Annotated in this window: 13 protein-coding genes; 2 read left to right on the top strand and 11 right to left on the bottom strand. The window is 38.3% G+C overall.

Annotated features, from left to right (window positions below):
* From DBR40_RS08220 to DBR40_RS08240, 5 genes are all read right to left on the bottom strand, one after another.
* Positions 1-1,152, bottom strand: a complete 1,152-nt coding sequence (locus DBR40_RS08220) for a prolipoprotein diacylglyceryl transferase (protein ID WP_124559256.1) — start codon at positions 1,150-1,152, stop codon at positions 1-3.
* A 261-nt stretch (positions 1,153-1,413) separates the two neighbouring features.
* Positions 1,414-2,736 carry a tRNA (N(6)-L-threonylcarbamoyladenosine(37)-C(2))-methylthiotransferase MtaB gene (gene mtaB, locus DBR40_RS08225; protein WP_124559257.1) on the bottom strand — a complete coding sequence of 441 codons (1,323 nt, stop codon included), beginning with the start codon at positions 2,734-2,736 and terminating at the stop codon, positions 1,414-1,416.
* Positions 2,737-2,972: 236 nt separating this feature from the next.
* A complete protein-coding gene (locus DBR40_RS08230) occupies positions 2,973-3,473 on the bottom strand; it encodes a hypothetical protein (RefSeq protein WP_124559258.1) in 501 nt (166 codons plus the stop codon).
* A 94-nt stretch (positions 3,474-3,567) separates the two neighbouring features.
* Positions 3,568-4,137, bottom strand: coding sequence for a UbiX family flavin prenyltransferase (locus DBR40_RS08235; protein ID WP_124559259.1), 570 nt, complete (start codon positions 4,135-4,137; stop codon positions 3,568-3,570).
* 422 nt (positions 4,138-4,559) lie between these two features.
* On the bottom strand, positions 4,560-5,201 hold the full coding sequence (locus DBR40_RS08240; protein WP_124559260.1) for a Crp/Fnr family transcriptional regulator: 642 nt from the start codon (positions 5,199-5,201) through the stop codon (positions 4,560-4,562).
* A gap of 270 nt (positions 5,202-5,471) precedes the next feature.
* Between DBR40_RS08240 and DBR40_RS08245 the strand changes: the two genes are divergently transcribed.
* On the top strand, positions 5,472-7,343 hold the full coding sequence (locus DBR40_RS08245; protein WP_124559261.1) for an ATP-binding protein: 1,872 nt from the start codon (positions 5,472-5,474) through the stop codon (positions 7,341-7,343).
* 4 nt (positions 7,344-7,347) lie between these two features.
* Here the strand turns inward: DBR40_RS08245 and DBR40_RS08250 are convergent, their stop codons facing one another.
* Entirely contained in the window at positions 7,348-7,617 is a 270-nt protein-coding gene (locus tag DBR40_RS08250) for a hypothetical protein (RefSeq protein ID WP_124559262.1), read from the bottom strand.
* A gap of 431 nt (positions 7,618-8,048) precedes the next feature.
* Here DBR40_RS08250 and DBR40_RS08255 point away from each other — a divergent pair, with 431 nt between their 5' ends.
* Positions 8,049-8,255, top strand: coding sequence for a DUF3606 domain-containing protein (locus tag DBR40_RS08255; RefSeq protein ID WP_124559263.1), 207 nt, complete (start codon positions 8,049-8,051; stop codon positions 8,253-8,255).
* Positions 8,256-8,300: 45 nt separating this feature from the next.
* Here DBR40_RS08255 and DBR40_RS08260 read toward each other — a convergent pair whose 3' ends face one another.
* The 5 genes from DBR40_RS08260 to DBR40_RS08280 all read right to left on the bottom strand — a co-directional run bounded on the left by DBR40_RS08260 (position 8,301) and on the right by DBR40_RS08280 (position 15,307).
* Complete coding sequence (locus DBR40_RS08260) at positions 8,301-8,882, bottom strand: HPP family protein (RefSeq protein ID WP_124559264.1); 582 nt, start codon at positions 8,880-8,882, stop codon at positions 8,301-8,303.
* A 116-nt stretch (positions 8,883-8,998) separates the two neighbouring features.
* Complete coding sequence (locus DBR40_RS08265; protein WP_124559265.1) at positions 8,999-9,862, bottom strand: flagellar motor protein MotB; 864 nt, start codon at positions 9,860-9,862, stop codon at positions 8,999-9,001.
* A 72-nt stretch (positions 9,863-9,934) separates the two neighbouring features.
* Positions 9,935-12,448, bottom strand: a complete 2,514-nt coding sequence (locus DBR40_RS08270; protein WP_124559266.1) for a beta-L-arabinofuranosidase domain-containing protein — start codon at positions 12,446-12,448, stop codon at positions 9,935-9,937.
* Positions 12,449-12,807: 359 nt separating this feature from the next.
* Positions 12,808-13,200 (bottom strand): nuclear transport factor 2 family protein, encoded by a 393-nt coding sequence (locus tag DBR40_RS08275; protein ID WP_124559267.1) that lies wholly within the window; start codon positions 13,198-13,200, stop codon positions 12,808-12,810.
* Between the two features lie 121 nt (positions 13,201-13,321).
* On the bottom strand, positions 13,322-15,307 hold the full coding sequence (locus DBR40_RS08280) for a sialate O-acetylesterase (protein WP_124559268.1): 1,986 nt from the start codon (positions 15,305-15,307) through the stop codon (positions 13,322-13,324).
* Positions 15,308-15,471 lie beyond the last annotated feature (164 nt).

Consider the following 15,471-nt stretch of genomic DNA (forward strand, 5'->3'; position numbering starts at 1 on the left):
TTAAGCCAGTTTATTCTTGTTTCTTAGGGCATAAGCACTTAAAGCTATACCACCTACAACCAGAAAGGTAGAAATCATTTCGGCCTGTGTAAACGATAAACCAAATACATGGTATTTTGAGTTTACGCGGATTAATTCAATACAGAAACGTTCAAGACCGTTTAATATCATGTATATACCAAACATTAAACCTGGTGCTTTTATTTTATCTCTGATGCTCCATAGAAAAGCAAAGAGTATTAAACAGATAATTACTTCGTAAATTGGAGTTGGATATACTCCTTGGGCCAGCTCGTTGCAAAATTTACCCGGTCCGCAACCTGGAATCGGAATACCCTCACCTACCACATTGTTTGGGTATTTGTAAGACCATAACCAATCTGGCAGCCACGAAAAGGGTTTCGGATTTGCATTAACAATGCCCCAGTCGCCATCGCCAGCCATATGGCAGCCAATACGACCTACAGCATAGGCCAGCATCATTCCTGGTCCACCTACATCAAGCATATGCAAAGGTTTAATGCCGTTTCTTCTGGCGATAATTAATACCGCAGCACCACCACAAATTAAGCCTCCGTAAAAGGTTAAACCACTAAATGATAAAAGCCTTTCGATAGGGTGTTGTACAAAATCATCCCAATACTCTAAATTATCAAAGAATTTAGCTCCTAAAAAACCCCAAATGGCCGCCCAAACTATCAGGTTGCTCATTATTTGGTATGGATGAATGGTAACCTGGGTTTCTTTGGGTTTATCTAACTTGTGCTTGTTTTTCTCGGTATAATCCCAATAAGCAAATAAGCCGGCAAAAAATAATCCACCAATAATATTTCCTTTAGCCGACATTAAGACCGACTGTGCATCATTTACAAAAAGCTTATAGTTTAAAAATGCGTAAACCAGTTTATAGCCAATTACAAAGCCAAAAAGACCATTCATAATCAGCTCGGTAGTAGTGGCAGGTTTACCTACTACAATTGTTTTTTTGATGGGCTGCAGAATGCCTAAGGCTTCTTTGCGTTTAAGCTCTTTTGTAAATGCCCAATAGCCAGCTACAAATGCAAGTGCTACAAAAACACCAAAAGTGTTAAAAGGAAGCGGCAGGTTAATTCCGAATAAGTACTCTAAGAAATGTGAAACGGTAGGAAACATACAAATTATTTGTTGCGAAGATAGGAAAGAAAGACTAAAGGTGAAAGGATAAAGACTAAAGCTTATAGACTAAAAGAGAAAGCTCAAAAACCAAAGATTAAAGTTAAAAGATTTAGCTTCGCTGAACACTGCGTGGTTCTCGATTACGCTGTGCTCCGCTTGAAATGACGATCCTTGTAATGGAAAAAGACAGATTACAAACTCCAGCAGGTATACAAAAGAATATACAATCAGGCTTCAGACGCCGGGCTTCTGACTTTCTTAATGATGCGCGTAGGTGGTTTCCAGTTCGGCTACTTCCACTTCCCCATCGGCAGTAATGGCTACAAGTTTAACCGCTTTTAATTCATTAACCATAACAGGATCGTATTTGGCACGTACTTTTACATAGTTTTTGGTAAAACCATGCATGTAGCCCGATTTTTGATCGGCTTCGAAAAGTACTTCGGCATCACTGCCAACCTGCGATTCGTAGAAAGCTCTGCGTTTTTTATCAGAGAGGATATGAAGCATTTTACTGCGTTCGTTTCGTTCGCTGCCTGCAACTACACCTTTCATTTCGGCGGCAGCGGTTAGTTCGCGCTCCGAATAGGTAAATACATGCAGGTAAGAAATATCCAATCCGTTTAAAAACTGGTAAGTATCTAAGAAATCTTCTTTGGTTTCGCCAGGGAAGCCCACAATTACATCAACACCGATACAGCAATGTGGCATTACTTCTTTAATTTTGGCTACCCGCTCCACATATAAATCCCTGCGGTAACGACGGCGCATTAAGCCCAGGATTTTATCAGAGCCCGATTGCAAAGGAATATGAAAATGCGGCACAAACCTTTTCGATGTAGCCACAAACTCAATAATTTCATTGCTTAACAAATTGGGTTCGATAGATGATATCCGAATCCTTTCAATGCCTTCAACTTTATCAAGGGCCTTTACCAGATCAAAGAATTTATCTTCACGTTCGCCATTGCGGATACCAAAATCGCCAAGATTTACTCCTGTTAACACAATTTCTTTTACACCACTTTCGGCAATCATTTTGGCACGGTTAACCACATTTTCAATGGTATCGCTACGGCTTGCGCCACGAGCCAGTGGAATGGTACAATAAGTACACGGGTAATCGCAACCATCCTGCACTTTTAAAAAGGTACGGGTTCTATCGCCAATCGAATAAGAAGCAATAAAATTGTGGTTTACCTTTTCGATATTTTGCTGGTACACCACCGCTTTAGGCTGTTTGGTTAAATTGCTGATATACTCAACAATCCTGAATTTTTCAGCAGCGCCCAAAACCATGTCAACACCTTCTATTTCGGCAATTTCCTGTGGTTTTAACTGTGCGTAGCAACCCACAATGGTTACAAAAGCATTTGGCGAATATTTTAAAGCCTCTTTAACTACCTTACGGCATTTTTTATCCGCATGGTCGGTAACAGAGCATGTATTAATCACATAAACATCGGCCTGATCCTGAAATTCTACAACTGCATAACCTGCATCGGTAAATAAACGACCGATTGTAGAGGTTTCAGAGAAATTGAGTTTACAACCTAATGTATAAAATGCGACCTTTTTCATTGAGGCTGCAAAGATACTATTTTTAGAGATTAGATTCGAGACAATATATTTGAGAATAAATAACTGACAAAATACAGACTATAAATTATTTGGAACACATATCGTAGCACCATCTTTCAATCGCTGCTCATGCATCCCTTCCGGACATGCTCTTTTTTCGCATCCAGATAGGAATATACCAGATGCTAGCAGGATGGCTAGCATAAAAACAGGCTTAAACATTGGAATTGATTGATTTAATTTGCATTATATGATTTGATGCATTCTTTTACAGCATCAAAACTGTAACTATCATCTTTCTTAAACTTTTCGAGCAATTCAGGCTTATCACCGATTAGGCTATACAACTTATCTTTGCGTTCACTTCGTGCGCCAAAGACGTGATTGCTTTTTACCTCCAGCAATTCTCCATTTTCTTTACTAGCATACCAAACAATATCAACCTTATTATTCCCAGTCTGCCTGTAATACTCAAACAAATCAATTTTACCCCTAACTAATCTTTGTAAAAAATCAGGGCTTCTTTTTTCCGGACGTAGTTTAATCAGATAGTTAATCTCCTTTTCAGCTTTATAAAATTCTTTAGTTTCATTAATCTTAATTTTATTAAAATTAGTTGCCCCCTCTGGTTTGAATCTGTAAAAGCTAATAAATTGCTTCTTAATTTCTCCTCTTAGGGTATCATTTTCTGAAGTAATCAGAAAATCCTGTGCGCTAACACTGGAAAAAAAAAGCACATAACGATGCGCAGCATAAGCAAGAGCGTAAAAATAGTTTCATGAATGTTGGTTTAAATCAGTCAAAAATATTTAAAGTTTAGCAAACTGCCAACTACTTTTCCTGCCAGCGGTAACTTTCCTGCTCGAAGCCTGCCAAATCCAAAACCCGGCTAATTACCGTACCGGCAACTTCTTCAATTGTTTTGGGTAAACTGTAGAACGATGGGTTTGCTGGACAAATAATTCCACCGGCTTCGGTCACAGTTTTCATGTTGTTGATGTGGATTAAACTAAAAGGTGTATCGCGTACTACTGCAATCAGTTTCCTGCGTTCTTTCAGAATTACATCAGCAGCCCTCGTAATTAAGTCGTTAGAAATGCCATGCGCAATGCGGCCCAGAGTACCCATTGAGCAGGGTACAATTATCATGGTATCGTACTTTGCCGAACCAGAAGCAAAGGGCGCATTAAAATCATTTTTACTGTAAAATTTAAAATCAGCAAAATGTTTGTAATCCTGATTTCCAAGCTCGTATTCCCAAACCTTTTTTGCGTTATCGCTCATTACCACTCCTACCGCACTAATCTGCTCTTTCAGTTTTAAGAACTCACCGAACAACACTTTAGCATAAACCGAACCACTGGCACCTGTAACCGCCACTATCACTTTCTTTTTAACCATAAAACAAAAGTAGGTTTTCTGAATTGATTAAAAATAAAAAAGGGCCAGAACAATGTTCTGACCCTACATCTACCTATGAAAAACATACCCTCGAAAGGGTAAGAACAAATATATATAAATTTTTAAAAAAATGTAAGTAAGAAATGTTAAATCGTATAAATGACGTTCTTTAATTAAAAATAAAACATAACAAGCTGATTATTAATACAATAATTTTATAAAAAAATACACAAAAATCATTTTCAACCTTAAAAATCACTCATTTAGGGCTTAAAATTCAAATAATGTGTATTACAAATTAGTCGATTTAGAGAAATATAGCGCTACAACTAAAAAATGAGTCAAGGATTTACTTTGTTTTCTTTACATTTTTTTTACTTTAAAATAACACCAAAATAAAGCCTTAATTAACAGTAAATAGCCTAAGTTGTAACAGTAGTACTTATTATTAATCTGGATCTGATCCGGCTTAGTGTTTCTATGCGAATGCCAAGAAAAGAGGCAATATATTTTAAGCCTACCCTACTTACCAAACCTGGATAAGATTGCATAAAACGGATGTATTTCTTTTCGGCAGTTTGCAATCTTGAAATCAATGCCCTTTCGCATGACTGAAAGTAATGGAGCTGGATAATTTTTCGTCCGATATAATTGGTAATATGATCAATATCGTATAGCTGTACATAAATATCGTAAGGTATAGCAACAGCCTCCACTTCTTCTAAAGCCTGAATATATTCTTCAATAGATTTGTTCCAATTGCCGAAACTGTATGAGCTGCCAATCAGCTCGCCCTCTTTAGCAATCCAGGTTGTAAATTCCTTTTTGTCATCTTTCAAATACCCCCGAACAACACCTTTAACAATGAGATATGCATATTCGTTGCGGTGCAAGGGTGAAGAGATAAACTTATTTTTTTTAAAAATAACGGGAAAAGTATGCTGATTAATAAAGTACTCTATTTCGGGAGTTAAATCATGGTATGACCTAAAGACTGTAATCAATGGCGAAAATCCATTAAAGATCCCCCACTTATTTAAAGTATATTTTTTTTCGGGATTCATTAGCTTAACTAAATGTTATTGTTGCCGCGTGAGAGATATACAACATATCACCGACCCTTCATGAAACACATATCGATAAAAATTGTTTGTTCGAAAGATCATTTCAATAAAAAAAGTAAAAAAAAGAACCTTAAAAAAACATTTGTCAATGAGAAAAACATGTTTTCCCTGCTACTAGAAGCACATTTAATGATAATATGATGCTATTGATATAAATTGGTTGGTGATTAGCTGGTTAACGGTTATATTTGGATAAGCGTGAATCAAATTATGATAGACTTAACCTCATCCCTGCTAAAAGCCTTATTAAAACATGCTCATAACCCAATAATTATTTTTAAAATTAAGCCTTTACTGGTTGTTATAGAACATAACGATGCTTACCGGGCCTTAATTGCACGTATTGGAGGAAATTTAAAATTTTACGATGTAGATATTATACCAACACTTCTATCGGATGAGGAAAGAGATTTGTTAATTAATGCGGTACAACAGGTAAGTGAACAAAAAAAACAAATTAACCTGGTCATACATCCCATTTATTCTAATTCACCGAACGTAAAGTGGGAGCTGGAATTCTCTCCTGTGCTACAGAACAGCCAGCCTGTCGAATATATTATCTGCTCATTAAAAGAAGTCCCGATTAACGAAAATGACCTGGAGCATATTTTGTTTGAGCTGTCAGAAAGCGAAACCAGGTTTAGGGGGTTCTTTGAACAGGCTCCCTTAGGCATGTGCGTGCTAAGAGGCACTGATCTTGTTACTGAATATGCCAACGATAACATTTTAAAGCTTTGGGGAAAAACAAGAAAAGAAGTAATCGGGATTCCGCAGGAGCAGGCCCGCCCCGAACTGGCTCAACAAAGGCAGATATTAAACCGTGTGAAAGAGATTTTCAAAACCGGATCACCATTAACAATCAATGAGTTAAAAATTTCGACTGCGGTATTTGACGGGTACTTTGTAGCCTTGTACCAACCCCTGAAAAATGACAAAAATGAGGTTACACGGATTTTAGCTATCATTAAAGATATAACCGAAGAAGTAAATTTCAAGAAAGAGCTTTTAAAAGCAAAAGACATCTTAAAACTAGCCATGGATGCTTCGGAGATGGGTTCGTGGAACGTGGACCTTGAAAGCAAAAAAGTACTTTTATCTGAGCGGGCACAGCAAATTTATGAATTGGAAAATAACCGCATGGGGTTGGAAGAAGCCAAAGAGTTAATTGCAGAAGAAGATATCGAATTCCTTTCGAGCAGTATCCGTAAAGCACTGCACAACCGAACAGCCTTTAATGTAGAATACCAGATTAAGATCAAAGGCTCTGCCAACAAAACCAAGTGGCTAAGAACTGCCGGTAAAGCATACTATAATGCGGAAGGAAAACCCGTGTATATTGCTGGGGCAGTTTTAGACATTACCGAACATAAACAGGATGAAATCAGAAAGAATGATTTTATCGGAATGGTTAGTCACGAACTTAAAACTCCATTAACATCGCTAAGTGCCTACGTACAGCTTTTGCAGTATAAACTAAAGGAAACCAATCATGATTTCGCTATTGAAACACTTGACAAGGTAAATCTCCAATTAAAAAGAATGTCGCTAATGATTGATGGCTTCCTTAATGTTTCATTATTAGAATCGGGCAAGATTTTATTGAACAAGACCGATTTCGATATGATTGCCTTAATTAAAACTATTGCTGAAGAAAACAGACTCGTTCTACCCAGTCATTTTATACAGGTAATTGGCTTAGAACAAACATTTGTAAATGCCGATATGGAAAAAATTGGCAATGTAATCAGTAATCTGATTGGCAATGCAGCCAAATACTCTAAAAAAGATTCTTTAATTGCCATAAAATGTGAAACAATAGACGCCCAGGTAGTTATTAGTGTAGAAGATGAGGGCATTGGGATTAAAGAAAATAATATACCAAAACTTTTCGATCGTTTTTTCAGGGTAGATAGCGCGGTGACCAAAACAATTGCAGGCTTTGGCGTTGGATTGTACATTTGCGCTGAAATTATCAAAAGGCACGAGGGAAAAATATGGGTAGAAAGTAAATTCGGGAAAGGTTCTACGTTTTATTTTAGCCTGCCGGTAGAAGAACAGGTTACATTATCTTACACGCATTAAACAATCAGCCGGATATTCCGACTTTTTCATATTCGACTTTAATTGCGACCAAACCACTTTGACCTAAATCAATTTCGAAAAACACCTTAGCATTCAGATTAACCTGATCGGAGATTTCATCTAACTGAAACTGAATATCCTGACCGTTTTCATCTATGATGGTACCCAGCCCCTGTTCAAAATCAATCTCTACAATCTCTCCCCTTCTCTTATCGCCCATTAAAAAAGAATAATTCAATAAATAATTAACAATTATAGTTAATTTACGTATCATTAAAAATACATAAATCATAAAAATTGCACAACTTTACGTTGTACTGATTATTTTATTTTTACTAAAACGAATTAATAATACCAAAATGTACGGTTAGTTTAAAAACATTGTTCAGAAATAAAATTACCACCTGAAAATCAGCAATTTATTTAACCTGATTAGAAAAACGTTTTACCAAAAATATTTTAACTAACTGCTTTACAGCTTGTTATTATCAATAAAATAAATTACTTTTATCGCATCAAAGCAGCTTAATAAACTGAGCTCAATATTCATGTCCAGTTGAGTATTCAATTATATTTTATTGGTGTGTGATTACACAATTAAGTGCCGATCGAGGGTGAATACAGCACGTTGTGTAAGCAAGACGCCAAAACGAATGCAAATCAAAGTCTGATTATTACTGTTTTTATAAATTAATTATCGCGAACATGGAAAATCTCAACCCAACCACTGGTATTCAAGACGAAATTATCTTATTGTCGGAAGAAACAGATCGAAATTACTGGGCCAACCGCCTGGGTGTTTCCTCGGAGGCACTCAAATCTGCTGTAAGAGCAACCAGATGTATTACTTTACAGCAAATAACGGCTTACTTAAGCCAGCAAAAGAAAAACCTTTCAGTGCCTAATTCTTAGGTTACTGAACAGTGTACTTTTCTAAAATTAGGCGTACAGATTGACCTAACGGCGATACCTGTGCCACACTCTATACCATTTTTTATTATTAGGATAACTTCTGTGCGAAGTTCTGTTGTTAACGAAAATGGCCACCAGTAATAAAATTAAGGCACCGGTTAATACCGGACTAAGCACATACAGGTAGCCTAACGACTGGATTTTTGGCGAGCCAATGTTGGCAATCAATGCTGTTGCCCCTCCCGGAGGATGCAGGGTTTTGGTAATCTGCATTAATACAATAGATAGCGCCACTGAAAGTGCCGATGACAGCCAGAGTTCGCCGGGAATCAATTTGTGAATGGTTACTCCTACGAGTGCACAGACTACATGCCCGCCAATTAAATTACGTGGTTGTGCCAGCGGACTATTAATAATACCATAAATAAGCACTGATGATGCGCCGAAAGAACCAATTATAAACAGATTATCGTAAGCGGTATAGTATTTAGAATTGAGCAACCCCATGATGGCAATCCCCAGAAAAGCGCCTATAAATGTCCAGAGGTGCTCTTTAAAATCAATTAAGGTTTCTTTATAAACTATATATTTTGCGGTACGATAATGCCTCCTAATTCGTTTTCTCATGATCTTTTGATAAGGAGCCGCAAAATTAATAAAATATTAGGTTTACGGTGAATTTGTAACACAAAAGAGGCAGCCCAAAAATGGACTGCCTCTTTATCGATTTTATAAAACTGAATTTATTTCTGAGATTGCTCCGGAGCTTTACCAATTAAATCCATAAACTGATCTAATTTAGGTGTAATAATGATCTGGGTACGCCTGTTCTTCGCTTTACCTCCTGCCGTACTGTTATCTGCAATCGGATTAAACTCACCGCGTCCTCCTGCTGTTAATCTTTTCGGATCGACAGCGTATTTGGTTTGCAGTACCTGTACAACAGATGAAGCACGCAGGGCACTTAAATCCCAGTTGTTGCGAATATTGGTTTGTGCAATAGGCACGTTATCGGTATTACCTTCAATCAGCACATCGTAGGTATCGTAATCTTTAATAATTTTAGCGATTTTACTTAATGTTTCGCCTGCTTTATCAGAAACCTCATAACTACCTGATTTATAAAGCATATTATCAGCCAGCGATATATATACCACACCTTTAAGCACCTGAACATCTACATCCCCTAATTCTTCGCGGCTTAATGAACGGGTTAAATTGTTAGTTAACACCATATTAAGCGAATCGCTTTTATTTTTGGCATTCACCAGCTGCTTAATGTATTTATTCGAACTGTTAATCTCATCAACCAGTTTGGAGATATTTACATTACCCTGGTTACTCGAATTTAAACATTTATTTAAGGCATCTTGTAAAGCCTTAACATTCGACCTTTCTGAAGCGATCTGTTCTTCTAAACTTTTTACCCTACTGGTGCTTCCGCTCAATTCGCGCTGGCTATCCTGGTATTTATTACTCAACTCCTGGTTTCTTTCTCTCAACTTAGCGTAAGTATCCTGAAGTTCTGCATATTTCTTATTACTTACACAACCTGCGGCAAGTGCCACAGTAAAAAGCATTATTGGGATTGATTTGTATAATTTCATAATTATATTGTTTTATAGCAATTACATTAACAAATTTCTTGCCGCAAAGTTATATATGGGATTTAAAGGATGTTAAAAAGCGTTAATCTTTACCGAATCGAAACTGGCCAACGCTTTATAAGTCCTCAACCCAATACTACCCGACTGGTACTGGCTATCGGTTACAGAAAGAACCGGTTTAGCAGCACCGTTAACAAAAATATCAAATTTATCGGCTTTAGCAATTACTTTTAAGGTATACATTTTATTCATTTCTACCGGATATTTTTCGGTTTTTAGCAGTTCCCACTTTTGGCCATTGGCTTTACCAAAAATCACGTTGCCATTGGGCTGATCTAAACCTACGTAATAACCCTGGTAAGCATCGGGACCAATTGCCGGGTCGGAAACCCTGAACATTAAACCAGCATCGCCGAGAGTATTGATCTTAACATCGGCCTGATAGGTAAAATCTTTAAAATCGGTACCATTGGCTACATATTTAGATCCGTTTATACCAAAACCACCTGAGCCAGCATTTGAAGCGGCATTAACCTGGCCATCTTTCCAAAACCAGCCTCCACCATAAAACACCCAGTTACCAGGCATACCCTGATCAAAATTTTCGGTCAGGCTTTTGGTCGTTTTTTTTGGTGTTCCGATTACTGGGAAACAACTTAAACGGATATTTTCCGATCCGTAAGGCACTAAAGTTACTTCTTCATCAGGCTCTGTTGAAAGTACCGGACTAAAAGGTACATCGAAGGCCGCCATTTTATGATAAGATAAGCCCCAGGAAGGAATCTTTTTGGCCTGCACTTTTAATTTAACCGGCGAAGTAGATGCAATAAATGGATTTTCGGTCATGGCTGATTTTACAATCCTGAAGTTGCTAGCCAGTTTACCATTGTTTAGTGATAATCCGTAATTCCAGGGCGATTCGGGACGGATTTCATAATCGGTGAAACCTGCAACAGCATGTGTTTTGGTTACTTTATTCGCTGATTTAATTTCGAGGGCATAAACGATTGGCCCACGCGTGATGCTTACAGCGTTATTTACCTGTTGCTCGCTGCCCACTTCCATCGGGAAATTAAGTTCAAGCTGATCGTTATTTTGCCATTGGCGCTGGATTTTAAACATCTCGCCTGCTTTTACGCCAGTTAAAACCTTTCCGTTTAACTTAATTACAGGTTTTAAAGCCCAGGTGGGTACCCGCAATACCAGTGGAAAAGTTTCAGCGGATGAAAGTGACACATTTAAATTAATCTGTTCTTCGAAAGGATAATTAGTAGTTTCGGTAATTTTTATTTTTTGGTTCCCGTTAACGAAAGTCTCTATTTCCATTGGTCCGTAGGTTATAATGGCGATACCTTTATCGGGAGTTGCTACAGCACTGTTTTTCACATAATAAGGCCAGCCCATGTGCATATTGTAGCGACAACAGCCGTAGCCCGAATATGGACTTGAAATAATCCCCGAACCATAATCCTGGTTAAAACCGTGTTCGCCATGTACACTCTGAACCTGGTTGGGCAAAGTATAATAAGAGTGGTTTTTAAAATCGCGGCTAAACTGTGCAGGTAATGCATTAAAAGCCACTTTTTCGAGCTGATCGCCAATGTTAGCCTCGTGGATAATTTTGGCAGCCGTTTCCAGGCTTTGCATCCACTCTACTACCGTGCAAGTTTCTACTCCTTCGATGCTGCTTGTACCAGCCAGAAATTCTGTTCCTGAGCCCAGACCTTCTGGTTGGCCATGATCGTGCATGATATGCGCAATCCCTTTAGAAAAGGCAGCAGTATTAGCCGGACTATCGTGAAACTGTGCATAAACCACCGGAAACTTTAGCGCCTGGGCCACATTAACCATGTGTTTGGGTTGGAAATCATCGCCATAAAAGTAAAATCCATTGTTGGTGTAAATGTCAATCCATGGGTAAGCCTGTTGCTTCAGTTTTTCTACCAGTTTTAGTAAATCCTGATCGCCAGTTTTGTTATAAAGCCAGATGGCGATTTCCATATTATCTCCTGCTCTTGATTTTGCCCATTCTTTTAATGGTTCGGCATCGAGATTGGCCAGCTGATATTTGAAGTATTTAGTTAAAAAAGGGACTACCCTGCTATCATTTGTAGCTTCGTAATAGTTTTGTAAAGCATACATCATGGGCATACGCGGCCACCAGTCTTTCATTTTAACCGGCCCAAACAAACCATTGACTTGCTGGCTATTTAATGTCCAATCGATATATTTCTGTGCTTTTGCTTTCAAGCCGGCATCATCAAGGGTATAAGCTAAGGCCACCAAACCTTTAACATAGTATGGTACACGCTCCCAGCTGTTGCCATCGCCTCCCAACCAATCGGTATTCTTACCCAAATCGTCTTTTGCCGCATATAGTTCTTCTGCCATTCCGGTAGCACCATCGCGCTGCTCCTCAAGTTGCTTTAACAACCACCCTTTAGCCTTAATACTGCCTATTGGCAATTGTACATAAACATCTTGCTTAAGAGGTGCTTTATTAAACTCGTTTAAACTTTGTGCTTGCGAAGTATGGATTGATAGACAGGAAACTAGGAAAAAAAGTGGTTTTACTATTCTTTTCATAAAGCGGTTAATTGGTTAGCTATTTTTTTATAAAAATAATTATTTTGACAGAATATTAAAACGATTTAGTAAGCTGTTTAAAAATAATTCCGATCGAAAGCTTTTCCTTTTGCAGATAGCCTCTTCAATAAAACTCATTCAGAATGGAAAAAAACATTTACAACTTGCAGGTGTAGGGTTTACACTTAAACACGGATATTAACCAGGTCCAGATGCATCAGGCTTTGCCTGGTTGCCCGGAGTGTGCGAGGTTTTTGGAGAAAGTTGAGATTAGTTCTATATTAGTACCAGAGAGCGTTAATTTAGAATCGGGGGATAGCCTTAATGGTTATTCCCCGTTCTTTTTTTAAGCTCATTAATTAAATGGAAATGCTGGTACAGCTGGCCGAAATCACTTTCCAGTCTTCCTGTACCTTTGCCCATACCCTTAGCCATTGATATTTACCGTTAAGCAGTATATTGGCATATTTACCTTTTATAAAAAGACTGGCCGAAACCACAACAATAGAGTCGAAAACACGTATCTCGCGCTTGGATACGTTGATTTTATGGATTGAAACCAGGCCATTGCGATAGGAATCCATATCCATTTCTTTATCTAATACATTGCCATAGTGATCGTGAAAAATCATTCCATCGGCAAATAACAAATCTAATATTCCAAGATCCGTTTTTTTAACTCCATCAAGTAATTTTTCTTCGAGATCAGCAATCAGGAGAATGGTTTCCTGATCGGATAAAGTATTTGGCATAATTTCCGGTTATGCTGTAAAAATATAAAGTAAGCCACAAAAAAATGTGGCTCTTTAATAATTGCCTCAATTGCACGTTTTTAAACACACAAATTGCACAAATTTACAGCAAACCGAAAAGTTACTTCTTTCCAAAAGTTATTCCCTGCCAGGTATCGGTTCTGAATGGTGAAGCGGGTAAACCATCGTTGCTAACCAGATTGCAAACAGGGTTATTTCCCCAGGCATAACGAACAGCTACCGGATTGGTCACTTCGCTGCTGCTTACCACCACCTGGTTTCCTTTTATTACAGCCTTTGCCCAATAAAATTTCTTATCTGCACCAGCAATAGCAAAACCTTTAAGTTCAGCTCCATCGCCGGCTTTAAGTCCGTTCCCGATATTACTAAAAGTTAATGTAATTTGTTTTCCTTCCGCTTTTTGCGATTGATAAACCGGTCCTGAAAAGTTAATTTTCTGACCATAGGTTTTTGCTAAAGCAATCAATCCCAGCCTCCTACCTACCTCTTGTTTGTTTTTAGGGTGAATATCTTTGGCTTCGCCTATATCGATAATGGTAGCCATGCCTGTATTGGGCAGCGCAAGTGTTTTTAGCTGGGCTTCGCGCAGTTCGGCCCAGGCAGACTCGACAGGAACCTGGTCTGCCTGCATAAAATTAGCCAGTTGTACAAAATAAAAAGGGAAATCGCCTTGCCCCCATTTTTGACGCCAGTCTTTAATCATGGTTGAAAACAACTCACGGTACTGATAAGCCCTGTCGGCATTACTTTCTCCCTGGTACCAAATAGCACCTTTAATGGCAAACTGAATGTAAGGATGCATCATGGCATTATAAAGCACCGTAGGCCTGTTCGGGCCATTTTCTTCGAAAGGCATGGCTTCTGCTTTTTTTAAATCGAGACCAACTTTATAGCTCCAGTCGCCGGTTAAAGCAATTTGCTCACCGCTTGAATTGCTCAGGTTTAAATCTTTGGTTTCGCCATAAATGCCACCACCACCGCCGCTGTCAAATACGCGCACGGTAATAGTGTTTTCGCCTGTTTTCAATAAATCGGCAGGTAAAGTGTATACACGTCCAACATTGTAGCCTTCGGTTTCGCCAACCTTTACGCCATTTACAAAAGTGATATCGTTATCATCAATAGTGCCTAAATTAAGTTTAGTGCCATTTTTTTTCCAATTTTCTGGTATGTTTATTTTTTTGGTAAACCATACAATACCGTCGAAATTTTTAAGTGAAGCATCTTCCCATAAAGTAGGAATGGTCATTTTCTTCCAGCCATTTACATCTGCAACTGCCCATTTGGCTTCCCCGTTTACGTAGCCAGTATCTTTTTCATTAATGGTTTTAACCCAGTTTTTAACTTTTTCTTCGTAAGTAAGCGGCGACGGATTTTTAACCGATTTTTGAATTTTATCAACAGCAGCAGCAAAATCGGGCATCTTTTTTAATGATTCGGCACTGGTCCACGCTTCGGCAATGGTACCGCCCCATGAGGTATGGATTAATCCGATTGGGATTTTAGTTTTCTCGTAAATCTGGCGGGCAAAGAAATAAGCCGTAGAAGAAAATCCTGCAACATATTTTGGGTTGCACTCCTGCCAGCCCCCATTGGCCACCTTCGCATCGCTCAACGGGACATTGCTGGTAATATGATCGGCCTGTAATAAGCGGATATTGGGATATTTGGCATCGGCAATTTCTTTTTCATAGTTTAAAATTTTACCCCAGCCGGCTAATGGCATTTCCATATTCGATTGCCCTGAGCAAATCCAAACATCGCCAATTAAAACATTGTTGAGCACAAGCGTTTCGCCATCAGAAATGGTAATGGTATACGGCCCACCAAAAGCCGGTGTAGCCACTTTGATTTTCCAGTTTCCAATAGCATCGGCAATGGCACCGTAATTAATTTTATTCCATGATACGGTTATTTTCACAGCTTTGCCGGCATCGGTCTTACCCCAAATAGCAGCATTTGTTTTTTGCTGTAAAACCATATTATCGCTAAATACCGCAGGCAAAATAATTTTTGCTTGTACTAAAGGCGAAGAAAACAGCAATAAAGCAATAAAAGATAAGGATTTTAACTTATTGAGACTCATATAGCAGGACGGGTTTTTATGATTAGATAACGAATGTACATTTTCTAATACTCTACACCAATATTTATCAGTATCAATTATAAAATAATGTTAAAACCGAGCAGTTTTTAAGCAATTAGTTTGGGGAAACGGGTCATTTTACTTATTTTGCAGACCTAAAAGAA

It is taken from the genome of Pedobacter sp. KBW01 (assembly GCF_003852395.1).
Taxonomy (GTDB): domain Bacteria; phylum Bacteroidota; class Bacteroidia; order Sphingobacteriales; family Sphingobacteriaceae; genus Pedobacter.

Coding starts and splice junctions, on each gene's coding strand:
- DBR40_RS08220 (WP_124559256.1), bottom strand. CDS start 1,152: ATGTTTCCTACCGTTTCACATTTCTTAGAGTACTTATTCGGAATTAAC.
- mtaB (WP_124559257.1), bottom strand. CDS start 2,736: ATGAAAAAGGTCGCATTTTATACATTAGGTTGTAAACTCAATTTCTCT.
- DBR40_RS08235 (WP_124559259.1), bottom strand. CDS start 4,137: ATGGTTAAAAAGAAAGTGATAGTGGCGGTTACAGGTGCCAGTGGTTCG.
- DBR40_RS08240 (WP_124559260.1), bottom strand. CDS start 5,201: ATGAATCCCGAAAAAAAATATACTTTAAATAAGTGGGGGATCTTTAAT.
- DBR40_RS08245 (WP_124559261.1), top strand. CDS start 5,472: ATGATAGACTTAACCTCATCCCTGCTAAAAGCCTTATTAAAACATGCT.
- DBR40_RS08250 (WP_124559262.1), bottom strand. CDS start 7,617: ATGATACGTAAATTAACTATAATTGTTAATTATTTATTGAATTATTCT.
- DBR40_RS08255 (WP_124559263.1), top strand. CDS start 8,049: ATGGAAAATCTCAACCCAACCACTGGTATTCAAGACGAAATTATCTTA.
- DBR40_RS08260 (WP_124559264.1), bottom strand. CDS start 8,882: ATGAGAAAACGAATTAGGAGGCATTATCGTACCGCAAAATATATAGTT.
- DBR40_RS08265 (WP_124559265.1), bottom strand. CDS start 9,862: ATGAAATTATACAAATCAATCCCAATAATGCTTTTTACTGTGGCACTT.
- DBR40_RS08270 (WP_124559266.1), bottom strand. CDS start 12,448: ATGAAAAGAATAGTAAAACCACTTTTTTTCCTAGTTTCCTGTCTATCA.
- DBR40_RS08275 (WP_124559267.1), bottom strand. CDS start 13,200: ATGCCAAATACTTTATCCGATCAGGAAACCATTCTCCTGATTGCTGAT.
- DBR40_RS08280 (WP_124559268.1), bottom strand. CDS start 15,307: ATGAGTCTCAATAAGTTAAAATCCTTATCTTTTATTGCTTTATTGCTG.